14 protein-coding genes are annotated in these 13,208 nt (G+C 69.1%); 3 read left to right on the top strand and 11 right to left on the bottom strand.

Annotation, left to right across the window (positions count from 1 at the left end; genetic code table 11):
• The first annotated feature begins 59 nt into the window (after window positions 1-59).
• Window positions 60-1,289, top strand: a complete 1,230-nt coding sequence (locus Z052_RS13000; protein ID WP_089308355.1) for a phosphoglycerate kinase — start codon at window positions 60-62, stop codon at window positions 1,287-1,289.
• An 85-nt stretch (window positions 1,290-1,374) separates the two neighbouring features.
• On the opposite strand, the gene lrp is transcribed toward Z052_RS13000, so the two are convergent.
• The gene (gene lrp, locus Z052_RS12995; RefSeq protein WP_008441157.1) at window positions 1,375-1,833 is read right to left on the bottom strand and encodes an HTH-type transcriptional regulator Lrp; all 459 of its coding nucleotides are present in this window, start codon (window positions 1,831-1,833) and stop codon (window positions 1,375-1,377) included.
• 126 nt (window positions 1,834-1,959) lie between these two features.
• Between lrp and glnA the strand changes: the two genes are divergently transcribed.
• The gene (gene glnA / locus Z052_RS12990; protein WP_099289109.1) at window positions 1,960-3,324 is read left to right on the top strand and encodes a type I glutamate--ammonia ligase; all 1,365 of its coding nucleotides are present in this window, start codon (window positions 1,960-1,962) and stop codon (window positions 3,322-3,324) included.
• Window positions 3,325-3,386: 62 nt separating this feature from the next.
• Here the strand turns inward: glnA and Z052_RS12985 are convergent, their stop codons facing one another.
• The 3 genes from Z052_RS12985 to Z052_RS12975 all read right to left on the bottom strand — a co-directional run bounded on the left by Z052_RS12985 (window position 3,387) and on the right by Z052_RS12975 (window position 6,945).
• Window positions 3,387-4,367: a phosphatase PAP2 family protein gene (locus Z052_RS12985; RefSeq protein WP_049930211.1), complete on the bottom strand. Its 981-nt coding sequence runs from the start codon at window positions 4,365-4,367 to the stop codon at window positions 3,387-3,389.
• A gap of 15 nt (window positions 4,368-4,382) precedes the next feature.
• Entirely contained in the window at window positions 4,383-5,705 is a 1,323-nt protein-coding gene (locus tag Z052_RS12980) for a YihY/virulence factor BrkB family protein (protein ID WP_099289108.1), read from the bottom strand.
• 109 nt (window positions 5,706-5,814) lie between these two features.
• Window positions 5,815-6,945 (bottom strand): tRNA (guanine(26)-N(2))-dimethyltransferase, encoded by a 1,131-nt coding sequence (locus tag Z052_RS12975; RefSeq protein WP_049930208.1) that lies wholly within the window; start codon window positions 6,943-6,945, stop codon window positions 5,815-5,817.
• 189 nt (window positions 6,946-7,134) lie between these two features.
• On the opposite strand from Z052_RS12975, the gene Z052_RS12970 reads away from it, so the two are divergent.
• On the top strand, window positions 7,135-7,893 hold the full coding sequence (locus Z052_RS12970; protein ID WP_099289107.1) for a hypothetical protein: 759 nt from the start codon (window positions 7,135-7,137) through the stop codon (window positions 7,891-7,893).
• Window positions 7,894-8,404: 511 nt separating this feature from the next.
• On the opposite strand, the gene secY is transcribed toward Z052_RS12970, so the two are convergent.
• The 7 genes from secY to Z052_RS12935 are packed head-to-tail and all read right to left on the bottom strand — an operon-like array spanning window position 8,405 to window position 13,207.
• Window positions 8,405-9,886 carry a preprotein translocase subunit SecY gene (secY, locus tag Z052_RS12965; RefSeq protein WP_049930205.1) on the bottom strand — a complete coding sequence of 494 codons (1,482 nt, stop codon included), beginning with the start codon at window positions 9,884-9,886 and terminating at the stop codon, window positions 8,405-8,407.
• Between the two features lies 1 nt (window position 9,887).
• Window positions 9,888-10,385 (bottom strand): uL15m family ribosomal protein, encoded by a 498-nt coding sequence (locus tag Z052_RS12960; RefSeq protein ID WP_099289106.1) that lies wholly within the window; start codon window positions 10,383-10,385, stop codon window positions 9,888-9,890.
• Complete coding sequence (locus tag Z052_RS12955; protein ID WP_049930202.1) at window positions 10,382-10,846, bottom strand: 50S ribosomal protein L30; 465 nt, start codon at window positions 10,844-10,846, stop codon at window positions 10,382-10,384. The genes Z052_RS12960 and Z052_RS12955 overlap by 4 nt, the downstream gene beginning before the upstream one ends.
• Window positions 10,846-11,493, bottom strand: a complete 648-nt coding sequence (locus tag Z052_RS12950) for a 30S ribosomal protein S5 (protein ID WP_049930200.1) — start codon at window positions 11,491-11,493, stop codon at window positions 10,846-10,848. The genes Z052_RS12955 and Z052_RS12950 overlap by 1 nt, the downstream gene beginning before the upstream one ends.
• Entirely contained in the window at window positions 11,486-12,043 is a 558-nt protein-coding gene (locus Z052_RS12945) for a 50S ribosomal protein L18 (RefSeq protein WP_049930198.1), read from the bottom strand. Before Z052_RS12945 ends, Z052_RS12950 begins: the two co-directional genes overlap by 8 nt.
• A complete protein-coding gene (locus tag Z052_RS12940) occupies window positions 12,043-12,504 on the bottom strand; it encodes a 50S ribosomal protein L19e (protein ID WP_049930197.1) in 462 nt (153 codons plus the stop codon). The genes Z052_RS12945 and Z052_RS12940 overlap by 1 nt, the downstream gene beginning before the upstream one ends.
• Complete coding sequence (locus Z052_RS12935) at window positions 12,497-13,207, bottom strand: 50S ribosomal protein L32e (RefSeq protein WP_094521451.1); 711 nt, start codon at window positions 13,205-13,207, stop codon at window positions 12,497-12,499. The genes Z052_RS12940 and Z052_RS12935 overlap by 8 nt, the downstream gene beginning before the upstream one ends.
• Window position 13,208: the final 1 nt, after the last annotated feature.

Genomic DNA, 13,208 nt, shown 5'->3' with positions numbered 1-13,208 from the left:
GACGGCAACGTTCCCCCGGAGCGCAACCGCTTAACGAGCTCATCGACGACTCCTCACCCATGCCCGCGTTCAACACCCTCGACGACCTCTCGGCAGACTCGCGCGTCCTCGTCCGACTGGACCTCAACTCGCCCATCGAGGACGGAACACCGCAGGACAACCGCCGCTTCGAGCGCCACGCGGAGACCGTCCGCGAGCTGGCCGAGGCGGGACACCGCGTCGTCCTGCTGGCCCATCAGGGCCGACCCGGTCGCGACGACTTCACGTCCCTCGGCGGCCACGCCGAGATCCTCGCCGACCGCGTCGGCCGCGACGTTGGGTTCGTGGCCGACACGTACGGCGACGAGGCGCTGGAGGCGATCGACGCGCTCGACGCGGGAGAGATCCTCCTGCTGGAGAACACGCGGATGTGCGACGACGAGCTTCCGGAGGCGTCGCCCGAAGAGAAGGCCGAGACGGAGTTCGTCCGGACGCTCGCGCCGCTGTTCGACGCGTACGTCAACGACGCCTACTCGGCGGCCCACCGGAAGCACGCCTCGCTCGTCGGCTTCCCGCTCGTCCTCCCCGCGTACGCGGGCCGCGTGATGGAGACGGAGTACGAGGCGAACACCGCGATCGCGACCCGCGAGTTCGACGGCCCGGTCACGATGGTCGTCGGGGGGACGAAGGCGACCGACGTGATCGGCGTAATGGACGCCCTCGACGACCGCGTCGACCGCTTCCTCCTCGGCGGCGTCGCCGGCGAGCTATTCCTCCGCGCCGCGGGTCACCCCGTCGGCCGCGACGTGGGCGAGATGGACCTCTTCGACGAGCAGTGGGAGCGGAACCGCGAGCTGATCGAGTCGGTCCTCGACGAGCGCGGCGACGCGATCCGCCTCGCGAGCGACCTTGCGTACGAGGGTCCCGACGGCGAGCGCGCTGAGGTCCCCGTCGACGACATCGGCGAGAAGGAGACGGGGTACCTCGACGTGGGGGCGACGACGGTCGCCGACTACGAGCCGGCGATCCGCGAGTCCGACGCGGTCTTCGTGAAGGGCGCGCTCGGCGTCTTCGAGGACGAGCGGTTCGCCGACGGCACCGTGGGCGTCCTCGACGCCATCGCGGAGACGGACTGCTTCTCGGTCGTCGGCGGGGGCGACACCTCGCGGGCCATCGAGATGTACGGGCTGAGCGAGGCGGACTTCTCGCACGTCTCCATCGCGGGCGGCGCGTACATCCGCGCGCTGACGGGCGAGCCGCTCCCGGCGGTGGAGACGCTGGAGGCGGCGGCGGAGCGGCGGAGAGACTGAGCCGGCAGCGGGCAGCGCGGGGACGGCTCGCGCCGGTACGAAGAGAGGTGTCGGCGGCGCGGAGAGGGCCCCGGCGGCGGCCGAACTACTCCTTGACGTCGAGGTCGAACTGCTCGTTCTCCGTGACCGCGTTGAGGACGACGCTCGTGTTCGACTCCCTGATGTCCGCGTCCGTGAGGATCGACTTGATCTGGTCGTTCATCCCGTCCGTGTCGGTAAACTTCCCGATGGCGATCACGTCGTAATCCCCGGTGACCTCGTAGACGCTCACCATCTGTTTCTCCTGCCGCAGCTTCTCGGTCACGTCCGGCAGCGCGCTCCCTTCGACCTTGAGCTGGAGCACGGCGGTCACGTCGTAGCCGAGCTTGTCGTAGTCGACGACGGGCGTGTACCCCCGAATGACGCCTTCCTCTTCGAGGTCGCGCAGGTGGTTCGAAACGGTCGTCACCGATACGTCGAGTTCGTCGCCCAAGCTCCGGAGACTCGCGCGGCCGTTGCTGAGCAGCGAGTTGATGAGCTTCGCGTCGAGGTTTTCGTACGTCATCACACCTAACCACGCTTTCGGGGGTTTAGAATTTTACGAACGTCCAGCAGTTTTGCCTGTCCGGCGGTTCATGCGCCAAGCGATAAGGCCTTTATACTGGCAGATAACGAATCAAACGTCCAGAACATGACGGACGAACACGCGAAACCGGACGGCGGCCTCACGGCCGAGGAACAGGCGGTACTCGACGAGATCGAGGAGCAGAACGTCGATTTCCTGCGGCTTCAGTTCACTGACATCCTCGGCGTCGTGAAGAACGTCTCCGTCCCCGCCCACCAGGCGGAGAAGGCGTTCACCGAAGGCATCTACTTCGACGGCTCCTCAATCGAGGGGTTCGTGCGCATCCAGGAGTCGGACATGCGGCTCGTCCCCGACCCCGACACGTTCGCGGTGCTCCCGTGGCGCAACGACGGCGACTCGGGCGCGGCGCGGCTCATCTGTGACATCGTCGACACCGACGGCGAGCCGTTCGTCGGCGGGCCGCGGCAGGTCCTGAAGTCGGTCCTCGCCGAGGCCGAGGAGATGGGCTACTCCGTCTCGATCGGGCCGGAGCCGGAGTTCTTCCTGTTCGAGAAGGACGACGACGGCAACGCGACGACCATCCCGCACGACAACGGCGGCTACTTCGATCTCGCCCCGAAGGACCTCGCGTCCGACGTGCGCAAGGAGATCATCTTCACCTTAGAGGAGATGGGCTTCGAGATCGAGGCCTCCCACCACGAGGTCGCGGAGGGCCAACACGAGATCAACTTCAAGTACGCCGACGCGCTCACGACCGCGGACAACATCGCGACGTTCCGCGCCGTCGTTCGCGCGGTCGCCGAGCAGCACGACCTCCACGCGACGTTCATGCCCAAGCCCATCGCCGACATCAACGGCTCGGGCATGCACAGCCACATCTCGCTGTTCGACGAGGACGGCAACGCCTTCGCCGACGACTCCGACGAGTTCAACCTGAGCGAGACGGCCTACCAGTTCATGGGCGGCATCCTGAACCACGCCCCCGGGTTCACGGCGGTCACGAACCCGACCGTGAACTCCTACAAGCGGCTGGTGCCCGGCTACGAGGCCCCGATCTACGTCGCGTGGTCCGACACGAACCGCTCGGCGCTCGTCCGCGTCCCGGACGCCGCGGGCGTCTCCGCGCGCTTCGAGGTCCGCAGCCCCGACCCGTCCTGTAACCCCTACCTCGGCATGGCGTCGCTCATCGCCGCCGGCCTCGACGGGATCAAGACCGGCGCCGACCCGGGCGACCCGGTCCGCGAGGACATCTACGAGTTCGACGACGCGAAGCGCGAGGAGTACGGCATCGAGACGCTGCCCCCGAACCTCGGCGCCGCGGTCGAGGAGCTGGAGACCGACGAGGTGCTCCAGGAGGCGCTCGGCCCGCACACCTCCGAGAAGTTCGCCGAGGCGAAGTCTCAGGAGTTCAGCGAGTACCTCACCCAGGTGTCGCAGTGGGAGGAGGACCGCTACCTGGAGACGTTCTGAGCCCGGTCCGAGTCGAGTAGCCCCTGACCGCGGTCCGCGACGGGACTTTTTCCGACGCCGCGTCACTCGGCGAGCGACCGCTCGATCCGCCCGGACAGCGCCGGGAGCGCGACGACGGCGACCACGGCGGCGGTCGTCGCGACCAGCGTCACCGGCAGCGTCCCCGCGAGGGCGTACGCGCCGACCCAGAGGCCGCCGGTGACCGCGAGCGCGGGGACGGCGACGCGGGGCGGGACCGACGGCTCCTCGCCGTCGACGAACCGCCAGCCGATCGCGCCCCCGGCACCGGTGGCGATCCCGATCCCCGCCTCGACGACTTCCCCCGTGTGCCCGCCGGCGACGGCGACGGCCAGCGCGCCCGCGGAGACGACCGCCGCGAGGGCGAACGCCGGTGCGGGGTTCAGATCGGCGGTCGGTCCGGCCGCCGCGTCCGTGCCGGGCGAGCCGCGGACCCGCGGGTCGCCGGCGAGCCGCAGGGCAACGGCGACGGTCCCCGCGCCGACGAGCAGGCCGGCGAGCACGTCGACGAGGTAGTGGACTTCGATGACGACCCGCGAGGCCGCGACGGCGACGGCGACCGCCCCGGCCGCGAGGTAGCGGGCGCGGTCGGTCCAGAGCCGGTCGTACAGCAGCGCGAGCGCGAGGTACGCCGCCGCGCCGCCGGTGGCGTGCCCGCTCGGGAAGCCGAACCCGTCCGAGAGTACCTGCGCCTCGTACCAGCCCGACAGGAGCGCGGGGAGCCACGTCGGCACGTCCGCCGGGGGCATCGCGCCGGGCGGGCGGGGAGCCGCGAACCACGCCTTGCCGAGCGCCGTCGCGGCGTACGCGCAGGTGACGGCCGCGATGGCCGTGGCGCCGGCGCGGCGCGGCGAGCCCGCGACCCCCTCGCTCGCGAACCAGTAGCCGACGGCGAGCATGGCGAAGAGCAGCCACGGGTCCGCGAGGTGGGTGACTGCCGCGAAGACCACGACAACGGCCTCCGGGAGGGCGTCGACGACGGCGAACTCGCCGATCCCACGCTCGGCGGCGACGAGTCCCGTCACGCGTCCGTCGTCCGGTCAGTCATCGCCGCGGCGGCGGGCGTAGTCGAGCGCCTTCCCCGGCGTTTCGATCAGGTTGAGGCCGATACCGACGACGACGAAGATCGTGTACAGGCCGAGCGTCGAGAGTCCGAGGACGACGATGGCGCCGACCGCGTAGATCCCGTCGAGGGAGGTCAACGCGGCGAGCGTCAGCACGGTCCCGTACAGCAGCACGAGGTACGGGCCCCAGCCGCGGGCGTGGCCGCGGCGCATCCGCGAGCGGACGTACCGCTTCAGCTCCGACTCGACCTCCGGTTTGTCGACCGTCCGGCGTTCCACGTCGTCCTCGAACTCGTCGAGCTGCGACCGCAGCTCCCGGACCTCCGCTTCGAGGGCGGCGACGTCCGGCGCGCCGCGCGGCCGTTCGCCGTCGTCCCCCTCGGGATCCGACTCGCCGTTCATACCCGTGGGTCGGTCGCGGTCCTGTTGTAACTGCCGGTCCGCGGCGTCGTCGGTGCCGTCGAACGCGGCGGCGGGACCGCCGGCCCCGGCCTCCCCGAAGTCGTCGCCGCCAGTCCCCCGCCCGGCGAGCACCACGTTGACCACGCCACCGAGGACGACGACGACGGCGGCGAGGTACAGCCACGTGACCAGCAGGAGGATGCCGCCGATGACGCCGTACACCTCGTACTGCGCAGCGCCCGCGGCGTACACCTGAAACCCGGCCTGAAGCAGCGTCCAGCAGACCGCCGCGAACGCCGCGCCCGGCAGCGCCTCGCGGACGGCGATCGCCGGCTGCGGCAGGAGGTAGTACATCGGGAGGAACACGACCGCGAGGAGAGCGGGCAGGGCGAGGACGCTCGCCGCCTCGATCAGGGGAAGCGCGTCCGCGGCCGCGACGAACGCGCCCACGGCGACCATCACGCCGAGGCCGACGCCGACGCCGACGACGACCGAGGCGGCGTCGGCGACCTGCTTGAGGAGGCCGGGCGCCTCCTCGCCGCCGTACAGCGAGACGAACGCCGTGTCGAGCCCGCGGAACACCTTCAGCGTCGACCAGATCAGCAGCCCGACCCCGAGCAGGCTCGCGCCGGTCCGCCCGCCGGCCGAGGAGACGGCCCCGACGACCGCCTCCTCGCCGGCCGGCGTGAGGAACTCGCCCGTGGACGCCACCAGCTCGGCGGCGATGGTCTCGCCGAAGACGGCGGTGGCGACGACGACCAGCAGCAGGAGCGCGGGGACGAGCGAGACGAACGCGTAGTAGGCGATGGCGGCCGCGAGGAACGTCACCTGCCTGTCGACCGCGAGGTCGGCGACGCGTCGAACCGTCCCGAACGCGGTGCGCGAGTGTCGAGACACGTCACGCGTTTCGACCGACCGCGACAAAAGCGGGAGGGTGCCGGGCGCGGCGCGGGCGGGCGCTCGTGGGGTGGAATTCGCGGCGGGAGCGAACGCGGCCGCGGCCCCGTCAGTCCGCGTTGTCGCCGAGGACCGCCTCGCGCATCTCGGGGATCGACGCCGTGCTCTTCACCGCCGTGCCACGGTAGTGCGCGCGGCTCGCCTCGTGGCCGGCCCCGCGGACGCGCTCGACGAACTCGTCCATCCCGATCGCGGGCTCACCCCACTCCTTGTACAGCCGGTGCTGGTCGTAGTGCGTGGGGGTGTCGAGTTCGCGAGCGACCGTCCCGAGCAGCTTGCGCGCACGCTTCGCCTCGCCCATGTCGTCCGTCACCTCGCGGCGGACAGCGCGCGCGAAGTCGGCGTCCGCGACCGGGCCGAGCCAGATCGGACCGGCCGTGAGGACGCGGTCGCTCCCGCACTCCGGGCAGGCGTCGACCGGGTCGGCGACGTGCCCCGGCGTCGCCGAGCGCCAGAGGCAGTCCTCGCAGTGGTCGACGTACCCCACGCCGTCGAGGCAGTCGTCGGCCGCGCGGGCGCCCGACTCCAGTTCGAGGTAGGTCCGCGCGTAGTGACGGGAGACGTGCGAGAGGATCGGCGTCGCCGCCTTGTCGTAGCGCGCGGCAGTCCGCACCAAGGCGGATATCAGCGTTCGGAGCCCCATCTCGGGGTGATAGTCGGTGTTGCGCGGGACCGCGCCGTACTTCCGGATCCCGCTGTTGAGGTGGGCGCCGCACAGCGGCGCGGTGTCGGTGGCGGTGACGCAGACCAGGTTGCGCCCGTTCGCGAACGCGGCGTCCGCGAAGGGGATCGGTGTGCCGTACGGGTCCAGATCGACGACGTCGAACGGCCCCTCGTCGTACAGGAGGGCGTTGACGTCGCGGTGGACCGCCTCGCCGTCGAGGCCGTTGGCGTCGAGGTTCGTGGCGGCGAGCTCGACCGCGTCCGCGTCGACGTCGGCGCAGGTGACCCGATACCCCTCCGCGGCGGCGCGGACCCCCCTGACCCCGGAGGCGGCCATCGCGTCGAGGTACGAGGCGACGCGCGGTTCGCGGTCGCGGTAGGCGCGCAGCGTCGCGACCGTCACGTCGCGGTTCAGCTCCTGTGTCGGGTTGAAGAAGACGCCGCCGCCGGTGCCCTTGCTGGCGCCGTCGCGAGCCTCCGGGACGGAGACGGTGAGTCCGCCCTCTTCGATGTCCATACGCTCGATTCGACCATCCGGCCTAAAAGGGTCGCGCTCCGGGTCCGGGGGTGCGCTCCGGATCTCCGGGCGCGGGGCGCGGACGCCCAACGAGGGAGGCTTTTACGCCGCGGGCTCGCAAGGTAGCCGTATGAACGGATATCCCACGCGGCGGGCGAGCGCGGTCGACGAGGAGACGGAGGGCCGGGAATGGTAAGCCCGGCGCGGGTAGACGCGGCGACCGACATCGCGTACGGCGCGCTGATCGTCCTGTCGATCGTGTTGATCGCGACGACGCAGGTGAACAACGTCGCGATCGCGTTCGGGATCGGGGTGTTCGCGTCGTACGTGATCCACGTCGTGTGGAAGATGGCCCGCTTCGATCCGGACTGGATGACGCGCGAGGTCGCCGACCAGGTCGGGAGACAGGTCGAAGAGAGCGTCGGCGAGACCGTCGACAAGGAGGTCGAGAAGACCGTCGGTGAGACGGTCAACAAGGAGGTCGAGAAGACCGTCGGCGAAACGGTGAGCAAGGAGGTCGAGAAGACCGTCGAGGAGACGGTCGGCGAGAAGGTGGAGGAGACCGTGAGCAAGGAGGTCGAGAAGAGCGTCGGCGAGACCGTCAACAAGGAGGTCGGCGAGGTCGCCGACGACGTCAGCGACACGGTCAGCGAGGAGGTCTCGGGCAAGGTCGAAGAGACCGTGGGCGAGACGGTAGAGAAGACCGTCGAGGAGACCGTCGGCGAGAAAGTCGAAGAGACGGTAGAGAAGACCGTCGAGGAGACCGTCGGCGAGAAAGTCGAAGAGACGGTGGAGAAAACCGTCGAAGAAACCGTCGGCGAGAAGGTCGAAGAGACGGTGGAGAAAACCGTCGAAGAAAAGGTCGAAGAAGCTGCCGAGGAGATGAGCGACGACGAAGAGGGCGCGGCGGACGAAGCCGCTGCGAGCGATCGGTCCGACGCCGTATAGCCGGGGCGACCGCGGTCGGCGGCCTCGGTGGTATCGAGCCGAGCGGTGCGTCTCCGAGCGAAAGGCGACCAGCCGGAACAACCCGATCTGGTCACACCTCGGAAGTCGCGGGCGATAGCGGCCGAACCCGACCGGTCGCTCCCCTAATGCCGAGTTCTCGATCCGTTGTCGACGCGAAGCGTCAGGAACCGACTCGGCGCGATACTGTGTCGTTTGAATTTACACCGACGGAATCGACAGCTGGCGATGTACCGGAGGTACCAGTACGTCGTCGTGGCTCGGTGAACGTTGAGCCGGCCGTTGTATCCGCATCCGCGCGGGGGGCGTCCGCTTCCGTCTGTTCGACCGGTGTTTCGATAGATTCCGGTTAATCGTCGGCGATCGCCTCGGTCTCGTCGAGTTGCTCGAAGAAGCCGTCCGAGTCGGTCACTTCGACTCCCACCGGTAGGAGACTGCTGAGTACGACGCAGTCGCTCAGGGACGAAGAAGAACGGAAAGGAGTGGATGTTCGCTACTCGTTGCCGAACATCTGGCGCATCATCGGGTGCATCTCCATGAGCTGCTCTTCGGCGATCTCCTCGTACAGCTTGTACGTGATAGAGACCGCAAGCAGTAGCCCGGTGCCGGAGACCTGCCCGATGGTGCCGAGCAGGTTCGCCATCACGGCGAGCAGCCCGACGAGGGCGCCGCCGATGACGGTCACCTGCGGGATGTACCGCTCCATGACCTTCTCGACGACCTGCGGGTTCCGGCGGAACCCGGGGATCTGCATCCCGGAGTTCTGGATCTGTTTCGCGGTCGCCTCCGGCCCCATGCCGGTAGTCTCGACCCAGAAGATCGCGAAGATAGCGCCGCCGACGATCATGAACGCGAGGTCGATCGCGAGCCGGATCGCGATCATCCACGGCTCGACGGACGCCGGTATCTCACCGAGGAACCACATCCACTGCCCCCGGCTCTGAATCGGGTTCAGGTAGTAGAACAGCCCGCCGATAGGCTGCCCCTGCTCGCTGTAGGTCCCGAGTATCGCCGGCATCCCCGCCCACTGCGAGGAGAGGATCTGGCCGAGGAACTGGATGTTCGCCTGTAGCGCGCGAACGAGGATCATCGGGAGGACGGACGCGTAGATGAGCTTCACCGGGAAGCGTCCACGGGCGCCCTTCACGCGGGCGTGCGACAGCGGGATCTCGACGCGGACCGACTCCGCGTACACGACGATCCCGAAGATGAACACCGTGGTGAAAAGCGCCAGAATGTTCCCCGGATCGAAGAGGAGATTCTGGAGCCCCTCCGCCGTGAACGGCGACATCGACACCGGTACGTCGCCGAAGATGACGCCGTACCAGCTCGCGAAGAAGCCGGAGGCGCCGAGTGCGGAGAAGCTGAAGAAGCCGCCGACGATCTGCTGGCTCACCGACGCGATGATGAACAGCCCGACGCCGGAGCCGACGCCCCACTTGCTCACGATCTCGTCCATGAACAGGATGAGGATGCCGCCGACGAAGATCTGCGCGAAGATCAGCACCTGAACGCCGAACGTCCCGATGCCGAGCGCGCTCGCGACCGCGTCGTCCGCGGGGAGGAACCCCCCGGTGAACACCATCGGCGCCGCCGTGAGGGCGGAGACGATGATCACCAGCAGCTTCTGGAGGCCCTGATAGAGGACCTGGTCGCGCGGGTCGTTCTCGGTGTCGAGCCCGAGGAGGTTCGCACCGCCCAACAGCTGGAGGACGATGGACGCCGTGACGATCGGTCCGATACCGACCTGTAGCAGCGACCCGGACGACCCGGCGAGCACCGACCGGAACTGCCCGAAGAAGTCCGACCCCTGCCCGACCGCCAACCCGAACGGGTTGATGTTGGTCAAGAAGAAGTAGACGATCAGGATTCCGGCCGTCCACGTAAGCTTCCGTCTGAACGGGACGTGTCCCGCGGGCCGCTCCACGACGGGCATCCGCGAGAGCACCGGTTCGGCGGCCTCCTTCCAGCTCATGTTACGCCTCGTCGTTCTCGTCGTCGGAAGTGTTTTCCGGTTCGTCAGCGGGCTCTTCGGCGCGCTCGGAGAGCGTCGCCTCGCCGCCCGCCTCCTCGATGAGCTCGACCGCACCGACGGTGAACGCGTCGGCCGTGACGCGGAGCTCGCGGCGGACCTGCCCGCCGCCGAGCACCTTCACCACGTCAGCCTCGTGGCCGTCCTCAACGACGTCGCGCGCGTCGAAGACGTACGCGTCGCCGTCCTCCTCGGCGAGACCGTCCGCGGCGTACAGCGCCGCGTCCTCGTCGAGCTTCTGGATCTTCACTTCGAGGACCTCCGTCTGAGCGTCCTCGGGGCGCTTGAACCCGTGCTTGCCGAGCGGACCGTAGTTGTGGTACTCGTGTTTCGCGCGACCGGCCGCGCCGCGACCGCCGCGATGCCCGGCGCCGCGCCGGTTCTTGTGCGTGCCGCCGCCGTGCGTCCGAGAGCCGCGCTGTCGTCGTTTCTTGCTCGTCATCGCATCGCCTCCAGGAGACTGTCGATCTCCTCGGTGGTGTGTTTCCCGAGTTCGCCGCCCTCGATCACGGGGTGTTTGATGCCCTCGTGACCGCCGCGGGGGGCGTGGAGTCGCAGCGTCGGCGAGAGACCCTGCTCGCGCAGCGTGGTCTCCTCGTCGACGAGCGCCTCGGCCAGCGCCTCCAGGTCGGCGTAGTCGGTGTTGTCGTCGATCCACTCGTCGTCGACGTCGGCCGAGCCTTCGAGCGGCTCGCCGCGCCGCGCGATCGTTCGCGCGACGGCCTCGACGCTCGGTTCCCCGAACGCGACGACATCGTTGACCTTCGCGATCATGCCGCTGTACGAGTCCGTCTCGGGGACGAGCGTCGCGTGGTTGACGCGCCCGACGTTCAGCATGTCGAGCGTGTCCTCGACGCCGGACCCGAGATTAACCTCGCCGCGGAGCTGAACGATCGCCTGCATCACTCGCTCACCTCGTCGTAGTGGACTTCGCGCGCGTGCTGGGGCGTACGGGACTGCGCCGCGTTCTCCAGCGCGTTGAACGTCGCCTTCGCGAGGTTCACCGTCGTGCGCGTGTTGCCGTCGGAGTTCGTCCAGGCGTCCTCGACGCCGGCGAGCTCTAGGATGTTGCGGACCGTCTCCGCGGCCGCGAGGCCCAGCCCCTGCGGGGCGGGCTTGATCTCGACGGTGACGGAGCCGGCCTTCCCCTTCGCCGTGCGGGTCAAGGAGTTGGTGCCGCCGGGCTGGTCCTCCCAGGACCCGGAGCCGCGGTCCACCGAGATGATATTCAGCTTCGCGACGTCGATCGCCTTCTGGATCGCGCCGCCGACCTGGTCGTCGCGGGCCTGCGCGTAGCCGAGGTAGCCGTCGCGGTTGCCCACGGCGACCACGCAACGGAACTTCACGCGGCGGCCGGAGTCGGTCATGCGCTGGACCATGTTGATGTCCAGCACCTCGTCTTCGAGCCCCGGGAGGAGCTGGTCGACGATCTCGGCCTCCTTCAGCGGGAGCCCGGACTGGAGCGCCTGTTCCATCGACGTGATGTCGCCGTCCTGTACCTTGCGGCCGAGTCGCGTCCGCGGTTCCCAGCCGTCGTTGTGTCTACTCATGGTCCTCCTGGATTGTCGCGAGCACGTCGTCGAAGTGCTCGGGTAGCTCGCTGGCGTCGAACGCGCCGCTGTACAGCGGCTCGTCGAGCTGCTCGGCGTAGTCGGCGATGTGTTCGCCGCGCGTGCGCGACCAGTCGGCCAGCACGTCGTCGTTGTGCGGGATCTCGAGGCCCGCGTCAATCGCTCCTTCCTGTACCGCGAACGTCTTGTTGCCGGGCGTCGCCGTGTTGAGCCCGATGTCGAGGACGGCCTCGTCGAGGCCGGCGTCGACGGCGCGAGCGCCCGCGAGGTACCCGGTGAGGTACGCGCTGGGGAGGTTGCCCGTGGGGGCGTCCCAGCCGTACTCGCCGAGCTCCTCGCTGGAGGCGGCCGCGTGGGTCTCGTCGCCGTCGGATCCGGGGGTCACCAGCTGCGCCCTGACGTGAGCGTTGCTCACCCGAGCGACCAGGCGAGGCTTGCCCGATTTCAGCAGGCGCAACCTCTGATGGTAATCCGTCCGGACCTCGCGGCGGCGCCGCATCGGCACCTTGTATCGTGGTCCTGTCGCCATTAGTCCGTCACCTCGTAACCGTACTGCGTCTCGATGAACGCCTCGAGACGGGCGACGTCCTCGAAGTCTCCCCCGCTCGCTTTGTTGTACAGCGTGCGGTACTCGGAGGCGTCGAGCACGTCTTCGTCGTCGCGAAGCTCCTTCAGGCGGGCCCGCTGTGCGCGGATGCGCGCCTTCCAGTCGTCTTTCGTGTCCTGTCGCGCGCCGGAGCGACCCTTGCGGGAGCCGGCGCCCGACTGATGCCCGTACGAGCGCTTGTCGGCGCGCTCGCGGGCGCGACCGCGCGAGTTCGTCTTCGCGTCCTTCGCGCGGATCGTTCCCTGTTCGATGAGCTCGCGGACGTCCTCGCGGGTGATGGCGTCCTCGATCTCTTCCTGTGCCTCGGGGTCGAGCCAGACGCGGCCCTTGCCGACGTCGAGCTCGTCCGCTGCGAGCCGTTTCTGCGCCTTCAGATCACTCATCGTCCACCTCCACTTCGACGTAGGTCGGGTTCAGCACGCGGATCTCGCGCTCCTCCGCCTCGTCTTCGATCCGTTCGCGCTTGCGACCGCCGACCTTCGAAGCGATCCGCACCGCCTGCGTGTCGCCGTCGACGCCCTCGAGGTCGTCCGTGTTGTGGACGCGGACCTCCTCGAAGCCGCTCGGGTGGAGGTCGCGCGACGCCGTCGGCGAACGGAAGCCGGCCTCGACGACCGGCCCCTTCGACTTCATGCGGCGGCGCTGCTTGGAGAGCCCGCCGCGCGGCTTGCGCCACGACGTCGGGATCCGCTTTTTCTTGTGGTAGTCCTGCCGGTTGAACTGCGGTTTCCCCTCGCGGTGCTTCTGTGCGAGCGCGCGAGCGGTCTCGTCGTCCAGTTCCGGCGTCTTGTCGGCGTGACCGCGGGGCCGAAGCTCCGTCTCGACCGTCTCGGACTCCTCGGCCTCGTCGACCGGCTCCTCCTCGTCGGTCTCGTCTTCAATCTCCGCGTCCGCCTCCTCGTCGACCTCCAGCCCGCCGACGTCGGCCTTGACACGCGCTGCGAGCGCGTTGCCGACGCCGTCGACCTCGGAGAGCTCCGACTGGGAGGCGGCCTTCACGTCCTCGACCGTCTCGTAGCCGGCCTCGCGAAGCGCGTCCGCCTTCGAGGGACCGACACCGCTGATGTCTTCCAGTTCGTCTGCCATC

The organism is Halorubrum sp. C191 (assembly GCF_002727095.1).
Lineage (GTDB): Archaea > Halobacteriota > Halobacteria > Halobacteriales > Haloferacaceae > Halorubrum > Halorubrum ezzemoulense.
The sequence above is the reverse complement of the archived record's forward strand: the minus strand, read 5'-3'. Positions and strand labels throughout refer to the sequence as shown.